This is a genomic window from Hylemonella sp. W303a, assembly GCF_046452315.1.
Lineage (GTDB): Bacteria > Pseudomonadota > Gammaproteobacteria > Burkholderiales > Burkholderiaceae_C > Hylemonella.
Map to the genome: position 1 here is coordinate 280,713 of NZ_JBKFDG010000004.1, position 19,914 is coordinate 300,626.

19 protein-coding genes are annotated in these 19,914 nt (G+C 64.8%); 12 read left to right on the forward strand and 7 right to left on the reverse strand.

What is annotated here, in order from left to right:
* The first annotated feature begins 101 nt into the window (after positions 1–101).
* Both ACLBKS_RS09735 and ACLBKS_RS09740 read left to right on the forward strand, forming a co-directional pair.
* Entirely contained in the window at positions 102–1,685 is a 1,584-nt protein-coding gene (locus ACLBKS_RS09735; protein WP_410192604.1) for a diguanylate cyclase, read from the forward strand.
* A 32-nt stretch (positions 1,686–1,717) separates the two neighbouring features.
* Positions 1,718–2,311, forward strand: coding sequence for an NnrU family protein (locus tag ACLBKS_RS09740; protein ID WP_410192605.1), 594 nt, complete (start codon positions 1,718–1,720; stop codon positions 2,309–2,311).
* 35 nt (positions 2,312–2,346) lie between these two features.
* On the opposite strand, the gene ACLBKS_RS09745 is transcribed toward ACLBKS_RS09740, so the two are convergent.
* The 5 genes from ACLBKS_RS09745 to ACLBKS_RS09765 form a co-directional block, all read right to left on the reverse strand.
* Positions 2,347–2,877, reverse strand: coding sequence for a Spy/CpxP family protein refolding chaperone (locus tag ACLBKS_RS09745; protein ID WP_410192606.1), 531 nt, complete (start codon positions 2,875–2,877; stop codon positions 2,347–2,349).
* Positions 2,878–3,024: 147 nt separating this feature from the next.
* Entirely contained in the window at positions 3,025–3,957 is a 933-nt protein-coding gene (locus ACLBKS_RS09750) for a GGDEF domain-containing protein (RefSeq protein ID WP_410192607.1), read from the reverse strand.
* Positions 3,958–4,068: 111 nt separating this feature from the next.
* Positions 4,069–4,272: a DUF2892 domain-containing protein gene (locus ACLBKS_RS09755; protein WP_410192608.1), complete on the reverse strand. Its 204-nt coding sequence runs from the start codon at positions 4,270–4,272 to the stop codon at positions 4,069–4,071.
* A gap of 10 nt (positions 4,273–4,282) precedes the next feature.
* The gene (gene cueR, locus ACLBKS_RS09760) at positions 4,283–4,744 is read right to left on the reverse strand and encodes a Cu(I)-responsive transcriptional regulator (protein WP_410192609.1); all 462 of its coding nucleotides are present in this window, start codon (positions 4,742–4,744) and stop codon (positions 4,283–4,285) included.
* On the reverse strand, positions 4,728–4,925 hold the full coding sequence (locus tag ACLBKS_RS09765; protein WP_410192610.1) for a heavy-metal-associated domain-containing protein: 198 nt from the start codon (positions 4,923–4,925) through the stop codon (positions 4,728–4,730). Before ACLBKS_RS09765 ends, cueR begins: the two co-directional genes overlap by 17 nt.
* A gap of 190 nt (positions 4,926–5,115) precedes the next feature.
* Here ACLBKS_RS09765 and ACLBKS_RS09770 point away from each other — a divergent pair, with 190 nt between their 5' ends.
* Complete coding sequence (locus ACLBKS_RS09770) at positions 5,116–7,422, forward strand: heavy metal translocating P-type ATPase (RefSeq protein ID WP_410192611.1); 2,307 nt, start codon at positions 5,116–5,118, stop codon at positions 7,420–7,422.
* 110 nt (positions 7,423–7,532) lie between these two features.
* Here ACLBKS_RS09770 and ACLBKS_RS09775 read toward each other — a convergent pair whose 3' ends face one another.
* Together ACLBKS_RS09775 and ACLBKS_RS09780 are read right to left on the reverse strand one after the other, a co-directional pair.
* Positions 7,533–7,832, reverse strand: a complete 300-nt coding sequence (locus ACLBKS_RS09775) for a YkgJ family cysteine cluster protein (protein ID WP_410192612.1) — start codon at positions 7,830–7,832, stop codon at positions 7,533–7,535.
* A 16-nt stretch (positions 7,833–7,848) separates the two neighbouring features.
* Positions 7,849–8,427 (reverse strand): NADPH-dependent FMN reductase, encoded by a 579-nt coding sequence (locus tag ACLBKS_RS09780; protein WP_410192613.1) that lies wholly within the window; start codon positions 8,425–8,427, stop codon positions 7,849–7,851.
* 285 nt (positions 8,428–8,712) lie between these two features.
* Between ACLBKS_RS09780 and mnmG the strand changes: the two genes are divergently transcribed.
* The 9 genes from mnmG to ACLBKS_RS09825 all read left to right on the forward strand — a co-directional run bounded on the left by mnmG (position 8,713) and on the right by ACLBKS_RS09825 (position 19,818).
* On the forward strand, positions 8,713–10,752 hold the full coding sequence (gene mnmG / locus ACLBKS_RS09785; protein ID WP_410192614.1) for a tRNA uridine-5-carboxymethylaminomethyl(34) synthesis enzyme MnmG: 2,040 nt from the start codon (positions 8,713–8,715) through the stop codon (positions 10,750–10,752).
* Positions 10,749–11,426, forward strand: coding sequence for a 16S rRNA (guanine(527)-N(7))-methyltransferase RsmG (rsmG, locus tag ACLBKS_RS09790; RefSeq protein WP_410192615.1), 678 nt, complete (start codon positions 10,749–10,751; stop codon positions 11,424–11,426). The genes mnmG and rsmG overlap by 4 nt, the downstream gene beginning before the upstream one ends.
* Positions 11,427–11,482: 56 nt before the next feature.
* A complete protein-coding gene (locus ACLBKS_RS09795) occupies positions 11,483–12,097 on the forward strand; it encodes a LysE family translocator (protein ID WP_410192616.1) in 615 nt (204 codons plus the stop codon).
* 54 nt (positions 12,098–12,151) lie between these two features.
* A complete protein-coding gene (locus ACLBKS_RS09800; protein ID WP_410192617.1) occupies positions 12,152–12,937 on the forward strand; it encodes a ParA family protein in 786 nt (261 codons plus the stop codon).
* 25 nt (positions 12,938–12,962) lie between these two features.
* Complete coding sequence (locus ACLBKS_RS09805; RefSeq protein ID WP_410192618.1) at positions 12,963–13,520, forward strand: RBBP9/YdeN family alpha/beta hydrolase; 558 nt, start codon at positions 12,963–12,965, stop codon at positions 13,518–13,520.
* A gap of 114 nt (positions 13,521–13,634) precedes the next feature.
* Positions 13,635–14,579, forward strand: coding sequence for a ParB/RepB/Spo0J family partition protein (locus ACLBKS_RS09810; protein WP_410192752.1), 945 nt, complete (start codon positions 13,635–13,637; stop codon positions 14,577–14,579).
* 25 nt (positions 14,580–14,604) lie between these two features.
* Positions 14,605–15,414 carry a class I SAM-dependent methyltransferase gene (locus tag ACLBKS_RS09815; RefSeq protein ID WP_410192619.1) on the forward strand — a complete coding sequence of 270 codons (810 nt, stop codon included), beginning with the start codon at positions 14,605–14,607 and terminating at the stop codon, positions 15,412–15,414.
* A 30-nt stretch (positions 15,415–15,444) separates the two neighbouring features.
* The gene (locus tag ACLBKS_RS09820; RefSeq protein WP_410192620.1) at positions 15,445–15,867 is read left to right on the forward strand and encodes a response regulator; all 423 of its coding nucleotides are present in this window, start codon (positions 15,445–15,447) and stop codon (positions 15,865–15,867) included.
* 6 nt (positions 15,868–15,873) lie between these two features.
* The gene (locus ACLBKS_RS09825) at positions 15,874–19,818 is read left to right on the forward strand and encodes a PAS domain S-box protein (RefSeq protein ID WP_410192621.1); all 3,945 of its coding nucleotides are present in this window, start codon (positions 15,874–15,876) and stop codon (positions 19,816–19,818) included.
* Positions 19,819–19,914: the final 96 nt, after the last annotated feature.

The following is a 19,914-nucleotide window of genomic DNA, read 5'->3' on the forward strand; positions in this document are numbered from 1 at the left end:
ACCGTAAAACACGGAAGAACGGCGTGGCGCTTGCACGCCGTTTTTTTTGGGGCCTCGTGCACGCATAATTCAGCCCACCCTCCGCAGAAGCCATCCGGTTCATGAGCGAGAAGACACCCTTCGAGATCGCCCGCGAAACGCTCAAGCAGATCACGCTGCGTAAGCTGCCGCCGACGCCGGTCAACTACCAGGCCATCTACCACGCGGTCGCCGGTTTGCCGCAGGTGGAACTGTTTCCCGAGGAACACTTGCGCCGGATTGCCCAGGCTTTGCCCGCTCGCAATCCGGGGCAGGAAAAGCAACTGGGCCTCCTGGATTACGCGATCAGCCAGCGCAATTGGCTGGGGGTGCAAAACGCCCTGCTCGGGTACTCCGGATTTGCCGTCCCAAGCGGTGTGCCGCATCCCGCGGCGCCGGAACCTGTTGCCGCTGATGTTCCGAGCATGGTGCCTGAGCTCCTTGAGCAGATTGCCCGCCTGATCGAGTTCGCGCAACCGGCCTTTGGCGGCGAAGACACTCGCTTCCACGAGCGCATGCAGCAGACCCTGCAAGCCTTGCGCGATCCAGCAACCAGCGTCATCAGGGTGCGAAGTCTCTTGGCGGACTTCAACCACCGCCTGTCCTTCGCCGCCGAGGAACAAGCCGAAATCCGGCTCGCCTTGTTCAAGCTCTTGCAGCTGATCATCAAGAACATTGGTGAACTGAGCCCCGACGATGCCTGGTTGCAAGGTCAGATCAAGGCGCTCCAGGCCGCCGCGCAACCCCCTTTGACGCTGCGTCGCCTGGACGAGGTTGAACATCAGCTCAAAGACGTGATCTTCAAGCAGACCGAAGCCAAAGGCCGAGCCATCGAAGCCCAGGAATCCTTGCGTCAGATGTTGGCGGCGTTCATCACCCGCTTGTCGCAGGTCACGGCCTCCAGCAGCGACTACCAGGAAAAGATGGAAGACAGTCTGCGCGATCTGGAGCAGGCCAAGAACCTGGAGGACATCGGCCCTGTGCTGCGTGGCTTGATCCGGGCGACCCGAGACATGCGGCTTGAGACGGTCAATGTGGGTGAAGAGCTGCAGTCCATGCGCGCTCAAGTACAAGCCAAGGAGGCGGAGCTGCGCAAGTTGCAGGCGGAGTTGGAGCGCTTGAGTGCGCAGGTCCGTCACGACGGACTCACCGGTGCACTCAACCGGCAGGGCCTTGATGAAGCCTTTGTGCGCGAGCTTTCAACGGTGCGGCGCAAGGACGCGCCTTTGTGCGTCGCCTTGCTCGACATCGACAACTTCAAGCGGCTCAATGATGCCCGTGGGCATGAAACTGGCGACGTGGCCTTGCAGCATTTGGTGGCCGTTGCCAAGGAGAACCTGCGTCCTCAGGACACTCTGGCCCGTTATGGCGGTGAAGAGTTCGTCATCTTGCTGCCAGAGACCGGGCTGGAGTCGGCTATGGAAGTCATGATCCGGCTGCAGCGTGAGCTGAGCAAACGATTCTTTCTCGCGCGCCCGAAACAAGGTGTGAAAACCGAGAACGCCGTGGAGGCTGTGGGTGGCGATCAGGAGAAAATCTTCATCACGTTCAGTGCAGGAGTTGCCCAGTTGACCGTCGATGAAACGGCGGAGCAGGCCCTGCATCGCGCCGATCAGGCCATGTACTTGGCCAAGCGTGCGGGCAAGAATCGCGTGGTCGCTGCCTGAAACGGGTTCGAGGGTGTGAGGAGCTTGCCATCATGACTTTGCTGATCGTCGGACTGTTGCTTTTCCTGGGGGTGCACTCCATCGGCATGCTGGCACCTGCTGCGCGTGAGCAGTGGCGTGCGCGGCTGGGTGCGGGCACCTGGAAGGCGCTGTATTCCCTGGTCGCCCTCGCCGGCTTGGCGTTCATCGCCTGGGGCTTTGACGCTGCACGGGAGTATCCGGTGATCATCTGGATGCCTGCCTCGCCCGGCATGGCCATCGGCCTGCGTCATCTGGCGGTCTTGTTCACCGTGCTGGCCTTTGTGTTGCTGGCGGCCGCTTATGTGCCGGGCAATCACTTGAAGGCACGCTGGGGCCACCCCATGGTGCTGGGGGTGAAAACCTGGGCCCTGGCCCATCTGCTGGTGGCGGGCATGTTGGCTCACCTGCTGCTGTTCGGCAGTTTTTTGCTTTGGGCCATCGTCAATTACGTAGTCTCGCGTCGGCGCGACCGGCGTGCAGGAGTCACGTACCCGCAGGGCCGGTGGACCGCCACGGTCTTGGTCGTGGCCCTGGGGTTCGCTGGCTGGGCGGTATTCGCCTTCGGCTTGCATGGCTTGCTGATCGGAATCAAGCCACTTGGTTGATCCGGACTTGGGCGTCATCCCGCCCAGTCAGGTGCTCAGCGCGGACGCGGGCCAGGACCCGGGCCACCCGGCTCTTCGCCAAAGAGGGGCCGCCGCGTGCGTTCATCGAAAGTCTTTTGCTGCTCCGCGCTCAAGGATGCGTAGAAGGTTTTCGTCGCTTCTTCGCGTCGGGTCGCTGCTGCGTCACGCTCCTGACGCAACGTCCGCATCCGGTCCAGGCGTTCCGGCGTCTTGAGCTTCGCCCAGTCTTCGCGGGGGGAGCCCTCGCGATTGGCGCGAGCCTCGCGCGCTGGGGGTTTGACGGCCGCTTGGAAAGTTTCCCAAGCGCTGGTCTGGGATGGTGTCAGTTTCAGACTGGCCTTGAGTTCTGCAAGTCGTTGTTCCCAGTGGTCCGTCTGACCTGGCGCCATGCGATCAGGGTGGTGATCGGCTCCGCGTTCACCGTGCATTTCCGATCCAGGGCCATTGGCCGAGGAGGGTGGCGCCGCCGATGCGGGCGCGGACGCGGCCAGCATCAGGGAGGCCGCCAGCATCGCGGTCGACAGAGGGGTCATGCGTGTTTTCATGGCTTCATCCTTTCGAGCATCCCGCCGTGAAAGAGCGGGTGAATGAAGTGTGGGTTGCCTGCGTTTCCCCTGCGTGTGCGCATGCTGATCACAGGTAAAGATGGACAAAGTCAAGTCAAAGAGTGGGAAGCCCGCCCCGGGCCACTCTCACGTCGCAACTGGCGCTGGCGGCTCGTCGTCGTAGTCCCGGGCCCGGCCCTCGTGTTTGGCGCCGTAAAGGGCACGGTCTGCCCGTTGGTACAGCGTTGCCGCCTCAACGTCCTGTGCGTTCATCTGGGCCAGGCCACTGGAAAAGCTCAGGCTGATATCAGGATGGGCGGGCACAGGCACGCTTTGCGCAAGGTCTTCCCTCAGGCGTGCCAGCACCTGACGCGCGCCCTGCACGGTGGTGTTGGGCAGCACCATCAGGAATTCTTCACCGCCGATGCGGCCCACCAGATCCAGCGGTCTGCGCCGAGCCTCGAGTTTCTGGGCGAAGTGAACGAGCACGGCGTCACCGACGCTGTGGCCGTGGCGGTCGTTGACTTGCTTGAAATGGTCCAGGTCGATCACGGCCAGTGTCAGGGGGTAGCGCAGATCACGGGCCTGATGGAACAAGGCGCCAAGCCGAGCAAAGACATGGCGTCGATTGAACAGACCCGTCAGAGGGTCGGTGATGGCCAATTGCACGGCTTGGTCTCGCGCTTGCTGCAGCATGGACTCATGGGCTTTGAGCGCGGTGACGTCGGTGACCACCGTGAGCAGCCAGCCATCGTTGTGCAGGGTTTCGGTGACCCGCATCCAGCGGCCGTCCACCATGTCGGATTCGAAGCAGCGCACAGCGGTTTGGCGCCGCCGTTGCGCGACCTGTCGCAACCAGCTGTTGATGTCGTTCGTCTGGATCAGTAGACCGGCGCGCGCCTGAAAGCAGTTGCGCATCATCTCGGTCCAATACGGGAACGCGCCAGCCGCGATGCCATAGGCTTCGCGCATGTACCGATTGGCGTAACGCAAACGATCGTCGGGATCGAACAAGCCGATCCCACTGGCTGCGTCATCCAGGCACTCGAGCAGTCGAAGGCGTGGGTCGTCGGTAGTCAAGCCGTGGTAGGTGAGTCCTAACTGGCTTGAATTGGAACACAGGCCCAGCGGTCTGGTCGAGACCCCTTGCCCCTTGCGGGTTGTGGGGCCGCGCTCCGCACGGCCCACCGCTCAAGCGGCGTCGCCGGACTTGCTCGCGCAGGTGTTCCAGCCCAACAGCGCGTAGGGCGGGCACCAACCTGACAGGCCCGTGGCCAGAGGAAGCAGGCCCAGCCAGCCCCACCCACCGACGACGCCTGTCAAGGCCAGGCCGATCAGCACCAGGCCGATCGTGATGCGGAGCGCGCGGTCGATGCCGCCAACATTGCGTTTCATGACAATCTCCTCAGTTGAGTGAAGCGGTGCGGCGATCGGTGTCGCCTGCGAGGTCATCCAGGATGGGGCAGTCCGGCCCCTCGTCTCCATGGCAGTCATTCAGCAGCGCCTTGAGGCTGCGTTGCATGGCTTGCAGCGACGCAATGCGGTCGGTCAGTTCGTCCACATGCCGCTGCGCGATGCGTTTGACGCTGGCGCTGGCGCGGCCCCGGTTGCTCCACAAACCCAGCAATACGGTGATCTCATCGAGGGAAAAGCCCAGGTCGCGGGCGCGCCGAATGAAGCGCAATTGGCGCACGTCCGCTTCCCCGTACTGCCGGTAGCCGCTGTCCGTGCGCATGACCCGGGGCAGCAAGCCCAGGGATTCGTAGTGCCGCACCATCTTGGCCGAGATGCCCGCGCGACGGGCGGCCTGACCGATGGCGATCGGCCAGCCGTCCGCGCCGCGTGTCCCTTCAGGCAGCGACGACATACCCTTCTTCCGTGATGGCGCGGCTCAGGGTTTCGCGCGGTTGTTGTGATTGCACCTCGACGAGGTTGTGGCTGCGGTCGATGCGGACTTCGGCTTGCGGATCGACCTGTCGGATCGCCTGGGTAACGGCTTTTTCACAGTGGCCGCAGCTCATGCCGGTGACAGTGAAGGACTGGTTCATACGGTCTTCCTCAGGGGGTCAAATGCCTCATCCGGCGGATGCCGCGGATGGAATGACGTCATTTTCAACCTTGCCACCAGGGCAAGGTCAAGCCCCCCAGGTGGGCGCTGTTTCGTCCGCCGTGAGTCATGCCGCCGAGCCGACGCAGTCGCTTGACCTTGCCCTGGGGGCAAGGTTCAGAATCCTGCGCATGGACACACTCGCCACCCCACTCGCCGCTGCGGCCCGCCCGGACCGTGCCTTGACGACCCTGGACCTCGGCATCGGCGGCATGACCTGTGCCGCTTGTGTGCTGCGCGTGGAAAAGGCCTTGAAGAAAGTGCCCGGTGTGCAAGACGCGGTGGTCAATCTGGCCACCGAGACGGCTCGGATTACCTGCAGCCCTGACACGCCGGATGGGACGGCGCAACTCAGGCGCGCGGTCCGAAGTGCCGGGTACGAGCCACGCGCCGCCGACGCACTGATGCGCGAGGAGGACTCGTCTTGGGCCGGCTTCGCACCCGTGGCCTTGGGCGCGGTGTTCTCCTTGCCCTTGCTGTTGCCCATGCTGCTGGGCTGGTTGAGTCTGGGGCAAGGCGGCGAGATCGGCATGCTGCCTGCCTGGGCGCAGTTTCTGCTCGCCACGCCCGTGCAATTCATCCTTGGTGCACGGTTCTACCGGGGGGCCTGGCATGCCGTGAAGAGTCGCACAGGCAATATGGATCTGCTGGTGGCGCTGGGGACCAGTTCGGGCTGGGGCCTGTCCGTATGGTTGTGGCTGAACGCGTCCTCGAGTCCGCATGCGGTCGCTCACACGTCGATGCAACCCCATCTTTACTTCGAGGCGAGCGCCGTGGTGATCACCTTGGTGCTGCTCGGCAAGTGGCTGGAGGCTCGCGCCAAACGCCAGACCACGGCGGCGATCCGCGCCTTGCATGCCTTGCGGCCCGAGTTGGCCCATTGGCTGGGGTCTGAGCAAGCACCCCATGAGGAGACCGATATCCCGGTCGGCGAGTTGCTGATAGGGGACCGCGTGGCCGTGCGTCCCGGGGAGCGCGTGCCTGCGGATGGTGTTCTGCTGGACGGCGAGACCCAGGTGGACGAGTCCATGCTGACCGGCGAACCCCTCCCGGTCAGCAAGTGTCCCGGCGCGACCTTGACCGGGGGCTCGGTCAATGGAGAGGGCCGTATCGTTGTGCGCGTCACGGCCACGGGCAGCGAGACGGTGCTCGCCCGCATCATCCGCCTGGTGGAAGACGCGCAGGCGGCCAAGGCGCCGATCCAGCGCTTGGTCGACCAGGTCTCCGCGGTCTTCGTGCCTGTGGTGCTGGTGCTCGCCTTGATGACCTTGGTCGGATGGTTGTGGGTTGGCGCGGACGTGGAGGCGGCCTTGATGCATGCCGTGACGGTGCTGGTCATCGCCTGCCCCTGTGCGCTGGGCCTGGCCACGCCCACGGCCTTGATCGCGGGCGCCGGTGTGGCTGCACGGCGCGGCATTTTGATCAAAGACGCACAGGCCCTGGAGTTGGCGCATCGGGTGGATACGGTCGCTTTTGACAAAACAGGCACCTTGACTGTTGGCCAACCGCGACTGACGGCCCTGCTGGTGTCGCCTGGGCAAGATGAGCGCGTGCTCATGCAGGCCGCCGCCGCCCTCCAGAGTGGCAGCGAGCACCCACTTGCAAAGGCCGTGCTGCAGGCAGCACATGACCGGGGTCTGGCCTGGTCTCCGCCGCAGGCGATGCAGGCCGTGCCAGGCCGGGGCAGCCAGGGCGAGGTCGAGGGCGTGACGTGGCGCATAGGCAGTCTGCGTTGGATGGCCGAGTTGGGTGCTGAGCTGGGCGACTTGGAGCCCCAGGCGACCCGCCTGCAATCCGAGGGCGCGACTTTGTCCGTGCTGGCCGAATCGGTGCCGGGCGCCGGGGACGTGACGTCAGTCGTTCAGGTGCGTGCCTTGCTGGCCTTTGGCGACGAGCCCAAGCCCGGCGTCGCAGCGGCCTTGCAGCGCCTGCGTCAGCGGGGTCTAAGGTTGGTGATGATTTCCGGAGACAACCTGGGCGCTGCCGAGGCCATGGCTCGCCGCCTCGGGCTGCGACCCGAGGCCGGCGAGGTGCTGGCCAATGTGCTGCCCGGCGACAAGGCTGCCCAGGTGCGTGCCTTGCGCGAGGGCCAGCACGTCGTCGCCATGGTGGGCGATGGTGTGAACGACGCCCCCGCGCTGGCGGCTGCCGATGTGGGCATCGCCATGGGCAATGGCACCGACGTGGCCATGCACGCGGCAGGCATCACCTTGATGCGCGGTGACCCGGCCCTGGTCGAGGCGGCACTGGACATCTCCCGTCGCACCGTGCGTAAGATCCGGCAGAACCTGTTCTGGGCCTTCATTTACAACGTGGCCGGCATCCCGCTGGCTGCCTTGGGCGTGTTGAGCCCGGTGGTGGCGGGCGCGGCCATGGCCTTGAGCTCCGTCAGCGTCATGGGCAATGCCTTGTTGCTGCGGCGCTGGAAGGGACGCTAGGGCCTGTTCACACTCCGTTCCCTTCGGGTTGCGACCCCGGCTGCGTTTCGCGCCTTGCGCATGGCCTTTTTGATCCGCAACGCATCTCGGGAAATGAGTGTGAACAGGCCCTAGGGCCGACAGGGTGCGGGTGGGCCGACCGGCGAGGGCGAGGTGTCCTGCTCCAGCCAGCCGAGGAAGCGCAGCGCCTGGTCCCGGCTGTCCCCGCACATGTCGAGCGCAGGCATCAGGCTGCCGCAGACGGTGGGCCGTTCTGGGCGACCGAAGAGCTTGCAGCGCAGTTGCTCGTCCAGATGGATGCAGGGCACACCCGCCGGCTTGCTGATGCCGCCGACCACCGGCATGCCCGGGATGGGGCTGGAGATCGAGGGCGCGATGCAGCAGGCGGCGCAGCCGGGGCGGCAGTCCATGGCCGGATGGAGCTGCTCAGCCGTTCAGGCGTTGTGCCGCGAACAGCACCTGGTCGAGCACGGCCTGGACGGCGCCGCGTGCGCGGTCCGACGACAGCTGCCCTGCGGCGTCAAATGCTTCGCCCGCGCGACCCAATGCAAAGCTTTGCGGTGTGACCCAGCATTGCAGGTTCATGAGCAGGGGCACCAGATGGCTTTGCGAGCGCAGGCCGCCGAGCGCACCTGGCGAGGCGCTGAGCACCCCCACCACCTTGCCGCGCGTGGCTTTGTAGCCATCGGACCATTCCGGGTTGTTGGCGACGGGGCGCGAGAGCCAGTCGAAGGTGTTCTTGACCAGAGCGGGGTAGCTGGCGTTGTACTCGGGCGTGCAGATGATCCAGGCCGGGTGCTCGAAAAAGACCTGCTTGAGGCGCACCACGTCGGGCGGTGTACCCCGTGTTTCCAGGTCGCCGTTGTACAGCGGAACATCGTAGTCCCCCAACTCAAGGTGCGTGACCTCGGCGCCGCTGGCGCGGACCATGGCCGCCGTGACACGGGCGAGTTGGCGGTTCAGGGATTGCTGGCGAGTGCTGCCCGCGAAAACGAGGACTTTCATGGCGGGCATTGGACCACAGACTTGGGGGCCGTGGACATCGCCGTGCCGTGTTCGCGCGCGGGGCTGCTGTGGGATCTGCGTCTCGCGGGTCTCAGCGGCGAGACATCAACAACCTGTTGGCGCTGGGCGCCTTCTGCGAGTTGTTCCACGTGAAACACAAAACCTCGCCAGTCCCTGTGATGGCGCAAAAACAGAGGGCCCGGTAAAATTTCGCCCCTCGCACGCCTACTCTGTCTGTGCGTCCCGCCTTGATTCCCAAGGCCGCTGCCACAGGAGAAGCCCCCCATGCTGTACCCCGAAGAATTTGAAGTCATCGTTGTCGGTGGCGGCCATGCCGGCACCGAGGCAGCCTTGGCGGCTGCGCGCATGGGTTGCAAAACCTTGCTGTTGACCCACAACATCGAAACCCTGGGGCAGATGAGTTGCAACCCCAGCATCGGCGGCATCGGCAAGGGGCACCTGGTCAAGGAAGTGGACGCGCTGGGTGGCGCCATGGCCATCGCGACGGACGAGGCGGGCATCCAATTTCGCATTCTCAATGCCAGCAAGGGGCCGGCCGTGCGTGCCACGCGCGCCCAAGCCGACCGGATTCTTTACAAGGCGGCGATCCGTCGCCGCCTGGAGAACCAGCCGAACTTGATGCTGTTCCAACAGGCCGTGGACGATTTGATGGTGGAGGGGGATGGCGACGGTGCGAGGGTGGTCGGCGCCGTCACCCAGGCCGGCATCGCCTTCCGCGGGCGCACGGTCGTGCTCACGGCCGGGACTTTTCTGGACGGGAAAATCCACATCGGCTTGGACAACTATGCGGCGGGCCGGGCCGGGGACCCGCCGGCGGTCAGCCTGTCGGCGCGCCTCAAAGAACTCCAGCTGCCCCAGGGCCGGCTCAAAACGGGCACGCCGCCGCGCCTGGATGGGCGCACCATCGATTTTTCGCTGTGCACGGAGCAGCCCGGGGATGGCATGCCCGGCGCGGCCAGCCAGGGTGCGAACGAGGGCGAGGTGCCCGTGTTCAGCTTCATGGGCCGCCGCGAGATGCACCCCCAGCAGATGCCCTGCTGGATCACGCACACCAATGAACGCACGCACGAGATCATCCGCTCGGGTTTCGACCGCAGCCCCATGTTCACGGGCAAGATCGAAGGCGTGGGGCCGCGGTACTGCCCCAGTGTGGAGGACAAGATCAACCGCTTCGCGGGCAAGGACAGTCATCAGATTTTCCTCGAGCCCGAGGGCCTGACGACGAACGAGTACTACCCCAATGGCATCTCCACCAGCTTGCCGTTTGACATCCAACTGGCCCTGGTGCGCTCCATGCGCGGCCTGGAAAATGCCAACATTTTGCGACCCGGCTACGCCATCGAGTACGACTACTTCGATCCGCGTTCGCTCAAGAGCAGTTTCGAGACTCGCCAGATCCAAGGCCTGTTTTTCGCCGGTCAGATCAACGGCACTACCGGCTACGAAGAGGCTGCCGCTCAAGGCCTGTTCGCCGGCATCAACGCTGCGCTGCAAAGCCGAGGCGAGGCAGCCTGGCTGCCGGGCCGCGACCAAGCCTACCTGGGCGTGCTGGTCGATGACCTGATCACCAAGGGCGTGACCGAGCCGTACCGCATGTTCACCAGCCGGGCCGAGTTCCGCCTGCAGCTGCGGGAAGACAACGCCGACATGCGCCTCACCGAAACAGGCCGTCGGCTGGGCCTGGTGGACGATGCCCGCTGGGAGGCATTCAACCGCAAGCGGGACGCTGTTTCACGTGAAACCGAACGCCTGAAATCGACCTGGGTGAACCCGCGCATCCTGCCGGCCGCCGAGGCTGAGCGGGTGCTGGGGGTGGGCATCGAGCATGAATACCATCTGTTTGACCTGCTGCGCCGCCCGGGCGTGAAGTACGCGGAACTGATGTCCATGGACGGCGGCAAGTACGCCCGTCCGATGCCCAGTGCGCGTGACGGGACGCAGGATGCCGCTTCCGCTGCAGCGCCCCTGGCCGGTGTTTCACGTGAAACCTTGGGCGATCTGTACGAACCCGTGGTGGACCAGATCGAGATCGCGGCCAAGTACGCGGGTTACATCGATCGCCAACGGGACGAGGTGGAACGCGCTGCCCATTACGAGCAGCTTCAGCTGCCTGCGGACCTGGACTACATGGCTGTGACCGCGCTGAGCATTGAGGCCCGGCAGAAGTTGCAGAAGCACCGCCCCGAAACCCTGGGCCAAGCCTCGCGTATCTCCGGTATCACGCCGGCCACCATCTCTCTGCTGCTGATCCATCTGCGCAAGAGCGGCTTCAAGGGCTTTGCCAAGATGGCTGAGGCGGCATGACGACGGCTGTGTTGGCAAGTGATCTGGCCGTTCGTCTGGAGGCGGGTGCCAAGGCACTGGGCTGGGCGCTGACCGACACCCAGCAAACTCAGCTGTTGGACTACCTGGCCCTGATCCAGAAGTGGAACAAGGTCTACAACCTGACGGCGCTGCGGGATGCCCAGGACATGTTCACGCACCACCTGCTGGACAGCCTGGCCGTCGTGGCCCCACTGCGGCGGCAGACCCAGGGACAGCCCAAGCGTTTGCTCGACGTGGGTTCCGGCGCGGGCTTGCCGGGCGTGGTCGTCGCCATCTGCTGCCCGGAGATCGAGGTGACCTGCGTGGACACGGTGGCGAAGAAAGCCACTTTCATCCAGCAAGTGGCCATCGCGCTCAAGCTGCCCCATTTGCACGGTCTGCATGCGCGGGTGGAAAGCCTGACGGGACCTTTTGACGTGGTGACTTCCCGCGCCTTTGCCTCCCTGGCTGATTTCACTGCGTGGTCCTCTGGCGCGTTGGCGGCTCAGGGTGTCTGGATGGCGATGAAAGGGCGGCACCCGACGGAGGAAATGGCCGCCTTGCCCGCCGAGATCGAGGTGTTTCACGTGGAACCACTGAGGGTGCCGGGCTTGGATGCGGAGCGTTGCATGGTCTGGTTACGCAAAAAAGCGGGTGCAAACGCCTCCGGCTGAGTCCCCTGTGCGGCGGGCGTCGTACACTCGACGCCTTCTTTTGAGAGACGGCTCCCATGTTCGGCATTGCAGACTACGGTGCTTTTGTCACCGCCATCATCCTGTTCCTGTTGATCCCCGGGCCGGGCAACCTGGCCATCATCACGTCCACGGGCAAGGGTGGCCGGGCTGGGGGGCTGGCGGCATCGTTTGGCATCATCGTGGGCGACCAAATTTTGATGTGGTCCGCCGTCGCGGGCGTGGCCGCGTTGTTGGCGGCTTACCCCACCGCCTTTCATCTCGTGCAGTGGCTGGGCGCGGCGTATCTCGCGTGGATGGGTTTCAAGATGCTGACGGCGAAGCCCGGCGATGCGCCTGTGCTGCACATCGAACCCCGTCACTACTTCCGGCAAGCCTTCATCATCACCTTGCTCAATCCCAAGGCCATCGTGTTTTACATGGCTTTCTTTCCGCTGTTCATTGATCCGGCCCAGCATCAAGGGGTGCTGACCTTTGGCGTGATGGCGGCCACGGTTGCGCTGCTTGGCTTTCTGTACTCCTTGATTGCCGTGTTGCTGACGCATCACCTTGCCGAGCGCTTGCGCGCCAGCCCGGGCATTGGACGAATGCTGGAAAAAATCGCGGGAATCTTCTTGATCGGTTTTGGCCTGAAGCTTGCGCTGACCAAGTAAGACAGCGCTCCCTAGAGATATACGGATAGTCGAAGTTCAAAACACGAGGGCTGCATGGCCAAGATTTTTTGCGTTGCGAATCAAAAGGGTGGTGTGGGAAAAACCACCACCACGGTCAATCTGGCGGCTGGTTTGGCCAAGTTGAATCAGCGTGTGCTGATGGTCGATCTCGATCCACAAGGCAACGCCACCATGGGCTCGGGCGTGGACAAACGCCAGCTGGCACGCACGGTGTACGACGTGCTGCTGGGCACGGCCTCCGTGGCCGAGGCCCGCGTCAAGAGCGACAAGTTGGTGGAGGCGGGCTACAGCTACGACATCCTGGGCGCCAACCGTGAATTGGCCGGTGCCGAAGTCGAACTGGTCGATCTGGAGCAGCGCGAGCGCCGCCTCAAGAACGCGTTGGCTCTGGTCATGGACGAGTACGATTTCGTGCTGATCGATTGCCCGCCCAGCCTCTCCATGCTGACGCTCAATGGCTTGTGCGCGGCGCATGGTGTCATCGTGCCCATGCAGTGCGAGTACTTCGCGCTCGAGGGCCTGGCCGATTTGGTGAACACCATCAAACAGGTGCACGCCAACCTGAATCCGGACCTGCAAATCATCGGTCTGCTGCGCGTCATGTACGACCCGCGTGTCACCCTGCAGGCCCAGGTCAGCGACCAGCTCAAGGCCCACTTCGGCGACAAGGTCTTCGACGCCGTGATTCCGCGCAATGTGCGTCTGGCGGAAGCACCGAGTTACGGCCTGCCCGGCGTGGTGTTTGATCCGGCCGCGCGCGGTGCCCAGTCCTTCTTCACCTTCGCGGAAGAAATGGTCGGGCGCATCGGCAAGATGTGATGGCAAAGTAAGCGCATGCTATCGGATGAATAATTGCAACGTCTTGCTCCTGCCTGGGTGGTACAACTCCGGCGCCGCACATTGGCAGAGCCTGTGGGAAGCCCAACACGGCTATGTGCGGGTCCAGCAGCATGATTGGGAGCGCCCACTTCGTGGCGACTGGCAGATTCAGTTGGAGGAAGCCATCCTGGCGTGTGACACCGATCGCAGCGGCCCTGTGGTGCTGGTGGCCCACAGCCTGGGCTGCATCCTGGTGGCGGCCTGGGCCGCGCACAGCCGCAACACGCACCGTGTCCGAGGGGCCCTGCTGGTCGCTCCAGGGGATGCGGAGCGTGAGGAGATCCGGGGTCCGTTGCCCAGTTGGTCGCCCATCGTGCGCCAGCGCCTGCCCTTTCCCAGCATCCTGTTGGGCAGCCGCAATGACCCGTACTGCCGCTTCGAGCGCGCACAGGGCCTGGCGACGGACTGGGGCGCGCGCTTCATCGATTACGGCGAGCGCGGCCACATCAACGCCGACTCGGGCCTGGGCGACTGGCCCGAAGGCCACACCTTGCTGCAGACGCTGATGCAGCCGCCCGCCTAGTTCCGAGGCGCGATGAAACAACGACACCTGAAACGGCGGTTGCCCCCCACCGCCTTGGCGGTGATGCCGCCCGATCTGAACCTGAACTTGACGCCACCGGGAGTACATACAGACATGGTCACGAAAAAATCCAGGGGCCTGGGCCTGGGCCTGGAAGCCCTGCTGGGCCCCAAGGTCGAGGAACACCAGGCTGAACCCGCGCCGGACGGCGTCGTGCCCCAGGCCGGTCAGGTCGGCAGCCTGCGCTTGGAAGAGATGGTGCCCGGCATGTACCAGCCGCGCACCCGCATGGACGAGGGTGCCTTGTACGAGCTGGCCGAGTCCATCAAGGCCCAGGGCATCATGTCGCCCATCTTGGTCCGCAAGCTCCATGAAGGACCGAACGCGGGCAAGCACGAAATCATCGCCGGTGAACGCCGGTTTCGCGCCGCCAAGCTCGCGGGCCTGGACAGCGTGCCCGTGCTGGTGCGCGAGGTGCCCAACGAGGCCGCCGCCGCGATGGCCCTCATCGAGAACATCCAGCGCGAGGACCTCAACCCCTTGGAAGAGGCCCAGGGCCTGCAGCGCTTGATCCGCGAGTTCGGCCTGACGCACGAGCAAGCCGCGCAGGCGGTGGGCCGCTCGCGCAGCGCGGCCAGCAACCTGCTGCGCCTGCTCAACCTGGCCGAGCCAGTGCAGGCCATGCTGATGGCGGGTGACCTCGACATGGGTCACGCGCGCGCGCTCCTGGCGTTGGACCGTGCCACCCAGATCACGGCGGCCAATCAAATCGCCGCGAAGAAATATTCCGTGCGCGAGGCGGAGAGCCTGGTCAAGAAGCTGGGCGCCGAATTCAGCCTGGCACCGCAGAAACCTGGCAAGGAAAAATCGCGCGACCTCAAGCGCGTCGAAGAAGAACTGTCGGACCTGCTGACCGCGCAGGTCGAAGTGCGCGTCAAGAAGCGCGTCAAGCGCAATGGGCGCGTGGAGGAAATGGGCGAGCTGTCCGTGCAGTTCGGCTCGCTGGACGAGCTCAACGGCCTGATCGACCGCCTGCGTCGCACGGGCAGTGGCGATTGAGTCCGCCCGGCGCAGCGAGCCCACCATGCGATCTTCCTTGCCTCGGATGTCGTTCCGGTCTTTTGGCTGGCCTTTGCCAGCCTTGATGGCCTGGAGCGTCTGCTGGTTTCTTTATTCGCTGCTTCAGCTCAAGACCAACCTGCCCCTGTGGGCGGTGTTGGGCCTGGTGACCCTGGCGGGCGTGCTGCTCAGTCTGTTGGGTGGCACGTGGTGGCGTCGCTTGGTGATCGGCCTGGGCTTCCCGCTGTCGCTGTTCTTCTCGGGGGCGTTGAGCGTGCCCGCCTGGGCCTGGCTGTTGCCACTGGCCCTGTTGGCCTTGATCTACCCGCTGAATGCCTGGCGGGACGCGCCCTTGTTCCCGACGCCCGAGGACGCCTTGAACGACCTGCCCGAGGTGGCCCCGCTGGAGCCCGGCGCCAAGGTGCTGGACGCCGGTTGCGGCCTAGGCCAGGGCTTGGAGGCGCTGCGCCAGGCCTATCCGCTGGCGGAGCTGCATGGCGTGGAGTGGAGCCGCCCCCTGGCCTGCTGGTGCCAGCGGCGCTGCCAGGGCCTCGGCATCCGCGCGCATGTGGAGCGCGGCGATATGTGGGAGGTCGACTGGTCGGTCTACGATCTGGTCTACCTGTTCCAGCGCCCCGAGACGCTGCCCCGCGCCATGGCCAAGGCCGCGACGGAGCTGCGACCCGGCGCCTGGCTGGTGAGCCTGGAGTTCGAGGCGCGCGGCTTCAAACCCGCGGCCAAGCTGAAAACCGTTTCGGGTAAGCCGGTCTGGGTGTATCGCTGGCCTGTCGAGCCCCTCGACAACGCGGCGCCGACAGAGTCTGCCAGGCGCTGAAACCGCTGCGTCCCTGTGCCATGATGCCCCATGGCATCGACGGCGTTACCAACCTCCGCTGGCCTCGCCGCAGGCGATGCAGGCGTTCGCGTGCTGGTCGTGGACGACGATGTCCTGAACTTGCGCGTCGCGTCGCGCCTGCTGCGCGAGATGGGCTGTCAAGGCGCCCTGGCCCCGGACGGACACACGGCCGTGGAGCTCGCGCGGAAAGAGGCCTTTGACCTCGTGCTGCTCGACATCTACATGCCCACGTTCAATGGCCAGGACACCTTGCTGGCGTTGCGCAAGCTGGCCGGGCGGCATCTGCCCATCGTCATGGTCAGCGGAAACGACGATGAGGTCACGCGCAGGCATTACTTGGCCCTGGGCGCGGATGGTTTGGTTCCCAAGCCTTTGTCCATTCCTGCGCTGCGCGAGGTCATGCGTGGCGCAGGGCTGCGCGTGCCCGGCTGAGTCCTCATGGATGTGGCCGCGCTGATCGGGTTGTCCGCGGTGCTTGCGCAAGCTGGCGTGCTCGGCGCGGCGTGGTGGCTATGGCGGCGCCAGCGCCATGGACGCCCCCCCTTGGACATCGCGCACGTGGTCCGCATGGCCCGCTCACCCCAGGACGCCGTGGCCTTCACGGACGCTGCCGGCCGCATCGTCTGGGCCGACACAGCCTACAGCCATCTGACAGGTTATGGACAAGGCGAGTTGACGCGCATGACCTTGGCTGAACTTCTGCGCAAATCCGTGCTGCCCGGACCGCGTCGCCTCGAACTGGACTCGGCCTTGCACGCTCGCGTGCCCCTGCGCGTGGATGTGCAGTTCCGCCACGCGGGTGGCCCACCACGCTGGATGATTGTTGAACTCCACCCCTTGCAAGATGCAGCTCAGGCGGAGTTCATTGGCTGGATGGTCGTGCAAATCGACATCGACGTCGCGCGCGCAGAGCAAGAGCGCGTGCGGCAGGCCTTGCGGGACCATGAGAACCTCAACAGCATCATGGACCAGCACGCCATTGTTTCCGAAACGGATCTGCAGGGCCGCATCCTCCGTTTCAACGAACGCTTCACGCACATCAGCGGCTATGCCCAGGATGAATTGCTGGGACTGAACCACAACCTGTTGAACTCGGGCCACCACACGTCGGAGTTCTGGCGGGACATGTGGACCACCATTGGGCAAGGGCGCGTTTGGCGTGGCGAGATCTGCAACCGCGCGAAAAGCGGTTCGCTCTATTGGGTGGACAGCGTGATCGCCCCACTGATGGGGCCGGACGGACTGCCCGAGCGCTATGTCTCGGTCCGGACCGACATCACGGCACGCAAAAACCATGAAGTGCTGCTTCAGCGCACGGGCCGCATCGCGGGGGTGGGCGGGTGGCATGGCGACCTGGGTTCGGGGGTGCTGAATTTTTCCGAGGAGGCGCGCGCCATTCTTCGCTTGGACGCGGCGCAGTTGCCAGTCAGCGAGGTCATGCAACGCTTGCCACCGCAGGTGGCGCAAGAGCTGCGGGGCAACGTCGACGCCCTGCTTCAAGGGCGTGCCCAGGTCTTCAGTCAGGCCCTCAAAGTCGAGCAAGTGGATGGGTCCGAAACGTGGCTGCGCTTGAGTGGCGAGGTGGAACTCCACAAGGGCAAGCCGCAACGCCTGATCGGCTCGGTGCAAGACATCAGCGCCTACGTGTTGGCACGCCAGCGCATCCAGGCGGGCGAGCGCCTCTTGCGCTCGGCCTTCGAGGCCCTGGGTGAAGCCTTTGCCGTTTACGACAAGCACGAGCGTCTGTTGTTCTACAACGAAAAATACCGCGAAATCCTGGGGCCCAAGCGCAATGCCATCACCACCGGTGTGAGCTTCGACACGGTGGCTCAGATGCTGATCGATGCCGGTGTGTACCGCGGCAACGCCGATCCACACGCCCAGCTGCGCGAGATGCGTCAGATGATGGAGCGTCCGGACTTCCGCTATCACGTGCAGCTCAGCACCGGGCGTTGGGTGAAATACATCGGCCATGCGACGCCCGATGGCCTGCATGTGCTGTTTCGCATCGACATCACCGACATCCAGGAGGCCCTCCAGGCGGCCGAGGCGGCCGCGGAAGGCAAGAGTCGGTTCCTGGCCAATATGAGCCATGAAATCCGAACACCGATGAATGCCGTCATTGGCATGCTGCAGTTGCTGGAGCAGACCCCGCTCGATGCGGAGCAGGAAGACCTGCTGGGCAAGATTGGGAGTGCCGCGCGCACGTTGTTGGACATCCTCAACGACATTCTTGATTTTTCCAAGATCGAGGTGGGCAAGATGTCCCTGGATCTGGAGCCCTTCGCGCTGGACGCCTTGTATGCCGAGCTCTCACCCATTTTGTCCGGCGCCTTGGGCGACAAGTCCCTGGAGTTGATCTACGACATCGATCCCGCCATTCCCCCCGTGCTGCGGGGCGACATGCTGCGCCTCAAGCAAGTCCTGATGAATCTGGGGGGCAACGCCATCAAGTTCACAGCCCAGGGGCACGTGGTGCTTCGCGTGCGCCAAATGCGCCGTGACGAGGGGACTGTATTACTTGAGTTCGCCGTCCAGGACACGGGCATCGGGATCAGCCCGGACCAGATCCAGCACATCTTCAGCGGCTTCAGTCAAGCCGAGGCTTCCACCTCGCGTCGTTACGGCGGCACGGGCCTGGGTCTGGCCATCAGCCAACGATTGGTGGGCTTGATGGTCGAGGCCAGCGGTGAAGGGCGCGCGCTGACCGTCGAGAGCGCGCTGGGGCATGGCAGCTGTTTTTCCTTTCAGTTGTGTCTGGGGGTCTCTGAGCTGGGCGAGGACGGTCTCGCCAAGAACGGCGACCACGCAACAAGAATCTGGCTGCTGGCGCCTCCCACGCTTGCGCGTTCCGTCCTGATGGGCATGTTGGCTGGCCAGGGTTGGCAGGTGAGAGTGCTTGATGGGGTAGATACCTTGCGCGAGGCGATTCAGCATCTGGAGGCGGCGGCCCCAGAAGCCATCTTGCTGGATCTGGATGGGCTGGCCGCCGAGGCCTGGTCGCGCGAGCTCGAGGCGTGGCCCAAGGAGCGCGTTCCCGCGCCGGATGTCCTGACCATGAGCACGCTCGCGCTGCGAGGCGGTTTGCGCAAGCCCCTGACCCCAGGCATGGTCCGTGCCGCGCTGCAACGCAAGCGCGCACCCGCGCAACGGCCGTCCGCCGCACCCTCCGTCAAGGGGCAGCGCTTGGCAGGCCTGCGCCTGCTGCTGGTCGAAGACAACCTGATCAACCAGGAGGTCGCACGCCGCATGTTGAGCCGCGAAGGCGCCGAGATCCGCGTCGCGGAAAACGGCCAGCTGGCCCTGGATGCGCTGAATGCCGCACCCGAAGCCTACGACCTGGTACTGATGGACATGCAGATGCCGGTGTTGGATGGTTTGCAGGCCACCCGCGCCATCCGCCGCCAGGGCGCGCAGGCGCAAACCGCGCCCGACGCGCGTCCAGGGCAGGCCCGCTGGCTCAAGTTGCCCATCATCGCCATGACCGCCAATGCCATGGTGTCTGACCGGCAGGCCTGCCTCGATGCGGGCATGAATGACCACATCGGCAAACCTTTCGAGCAGGAGCAGCTGATCCAGTGCGTCTTGCACCATGCCCGTGGAGACGCTGACTCAGCTGGGGTATCCGCAATCCTGCCCGGGCCCCCGGCGTCGGCCACTCCCGTACCGCTGCCCGCCCTGGACCAGTGGCCGGTGCTCGACGCCGAGGCCGCGTTGAACCGACTGGCTGCCGATACGGTTTTCTACGACCGCCTGTTGCAGGATTTTTCCGCCCAGGCCCAATCGTTGTGCGCCGAGATCGCCCAAGGTGTCCAGGAACGTGTGGTCGACGCTGCGCATCAGCTCAAGAGCGCCGCGCGCACCGTCGGCGCCTTGCGCTTGGGTGAACTGGCTGCCCGCATCGAGCGCGAGGCGCGGCAGCATCCAAGGGCTGGCGCGCCTGGGCTGTCCGAAGCCCGTTCCGCTCCAGCCACGCCGCCGCCCGCCACCCTGGCGACGTTGAAAGCTCAATTGACGCCGCTCTGGGCGCAAACCGAGGGGGCGCTGGTCCAGTGGAGCGCGACGCGAGGGGCTGCGCCAGCGGTGCCTACGCCCCAGTCCGTGCCGACGGTCCAAGAGTGGGTGCTGGCGCTGGATACCCTGGCGCATTGCCTGCAACGCAAGGATTTGGCCGCGCTGGACCTGGCCGACGCCCTGCCCGCCCGGTTCGCATCCATGCCCGTGCCGCCCGCGCTTGCGGCCAGTCTGCGGGAAGGGTTGCGTGCACTTCAGGATGCCATGGCGGTTTTTGACACTGGCAGGGCATTGACCGCGGTGCAAGCCTTGCGCACAGTGGAGCCGATCCCTGTGCTGGACTGTGAACTTGCAAAAACGAAAAACTGAAAATATGGAACCTGCAAGCCGACCCAAGGCACACAGCCAGGACAAGGTCTCCACAACCGGCGTCGACATGCGTCGTGGTTTGCCCACGCCGCGCGC

Excerpts from the sequence above, each read along its gene's own strand:
- ACLBKS_RS09735 (WP_410192604.1), top strand. The coding sequence starts at position 102 with ATGAGCGAGAAGACACCCTTCGAGATCGCCCGCGAAACGCTCAAGCAG.
- ACLBKS_RS09740 (WP_410192605.1), top strand. The coding sequence starts at position 1,718 with ATGACTTTGCTGATCGTCGGACTGTTGCTTTTCCTGGGGGTGCACTCC.
- ACLBKS_RS09745 (WP_410192606.1), bottom strand. The coding sequence starts at position 2,877 with ATGAAAACACGCATGACCCCTCTGTCGACCGCGATGCTGGCGGCCTCC.
- ACLBKS_RS09755 (WP_410192608.1), bottom strand. The coding sequence starts at position 4,272 with ATGAAACGCAATGTTGGCGGCATCGACCGCGCGCTCCGCATCACGATC.
- cueR (WP_410192609.1), bottom strand. The coding sequence starts at position 4,744 with ATGTCGTCGCTGCCTGAAGGGACACGCGGCGCGGACGGCTGGCCGATC.
- ACLBKS_RS09765 (WP_410192610.1), bottom strand. The coding sequence starts at position 4,925 with ATGAACCAGTCCTTCACTGTCACCGGCATGAGCTGCGGCCACTGTGAA.
- ACLBKS_RS09770 (WP_410192611.1), top strand. The coding sequence starts at position 5,116 with ATGGACACACTCGCCACCCCACTCGCCGCTGCGGCCCGCCCGGACCGT.
- ACLBKS_RS09775 (WP_410192612.1), bottom strand. The coding sequence starts at position 7,832 with ATGGACTGCCGCCCCGGCTGCGCCGCCTGCTGCATCGCGCCCTCGATC.
- ACLBKS_RS09780 (WP_410192613.1), bottom strand. The coding sequence starts at position 8,427 with ATGAAAGTCCTCGTTTTCGCGGGCAGCACTCGCCAGCAATCCCTGAAC.
- mnmG (WP_410192614.1), top strand. The coding sequence starts at position 8,713 with ATGCTGTACCCCGAAGAATTTGAAGTCATCGTTGTCGGTGGCGGCCAT.
- rsmG (WP_410192615.1), top strand. The coding sequence starts at position 10,749 with ATGACGACGGCTGTGTTGGCAAGTGATCTGGCCGTTCGTCTGGAGGCG.
- ACLBKS_RS09795 (WP_410192616.1), top strand. The coding sequence starts at position 11,483 with ATGTTCGGCATTGCAGACTACGGTGCTTTTGTCACCGCCATCATCCTG.
- ACLBKS_RS09800 (WP_410192617.1), top strand. The coding sequence starts at position 12,152 with ATGGCCAAGATTTTTTGCGTTGCGAATCAAAAGGGTGGTGTGGGAAAA.
- ACLBKS_RS09805 (WP_410192618.1), top strand. The coding sequence starts at position 12,963 with ATGAATAATTGCAACGTCTTGCTCCTGCCTGGGTGGTACAACTCCGGC.
- ACLBKS_RS09810 (WP_410192752.1), top strand. The coding sequence starts at position 13,635 with ATGGTCACGAAAAAATCCAGGGGCCTGGGCCTGGGCCTGGAAGCCCTG.
- ACLBKS_RS09815 (WP_410192619.1), top strand. The coding sequence starts at position 14,605 with ATGCGATCTTCCTTGCCTCGGATGTCGTTCCGGTCTTTTGGCTGGCCT.
- ACLBKS_RS09820 (WP_410192620.1), top strand. The coding sequence starts at position 15,445 with ATGGCATCGACGGCGTTACCAACCTCCGCTGGCCTCGCCGCAGGCGAT.
- ACLBKS_RS09825 (WP_410192621.1), top strand. The coding sequence starts at position 15,874 with ATGGATGTGGCCGCGCTGATCGGGTTGTCCGCGGTGCTTGCGCAAGCT.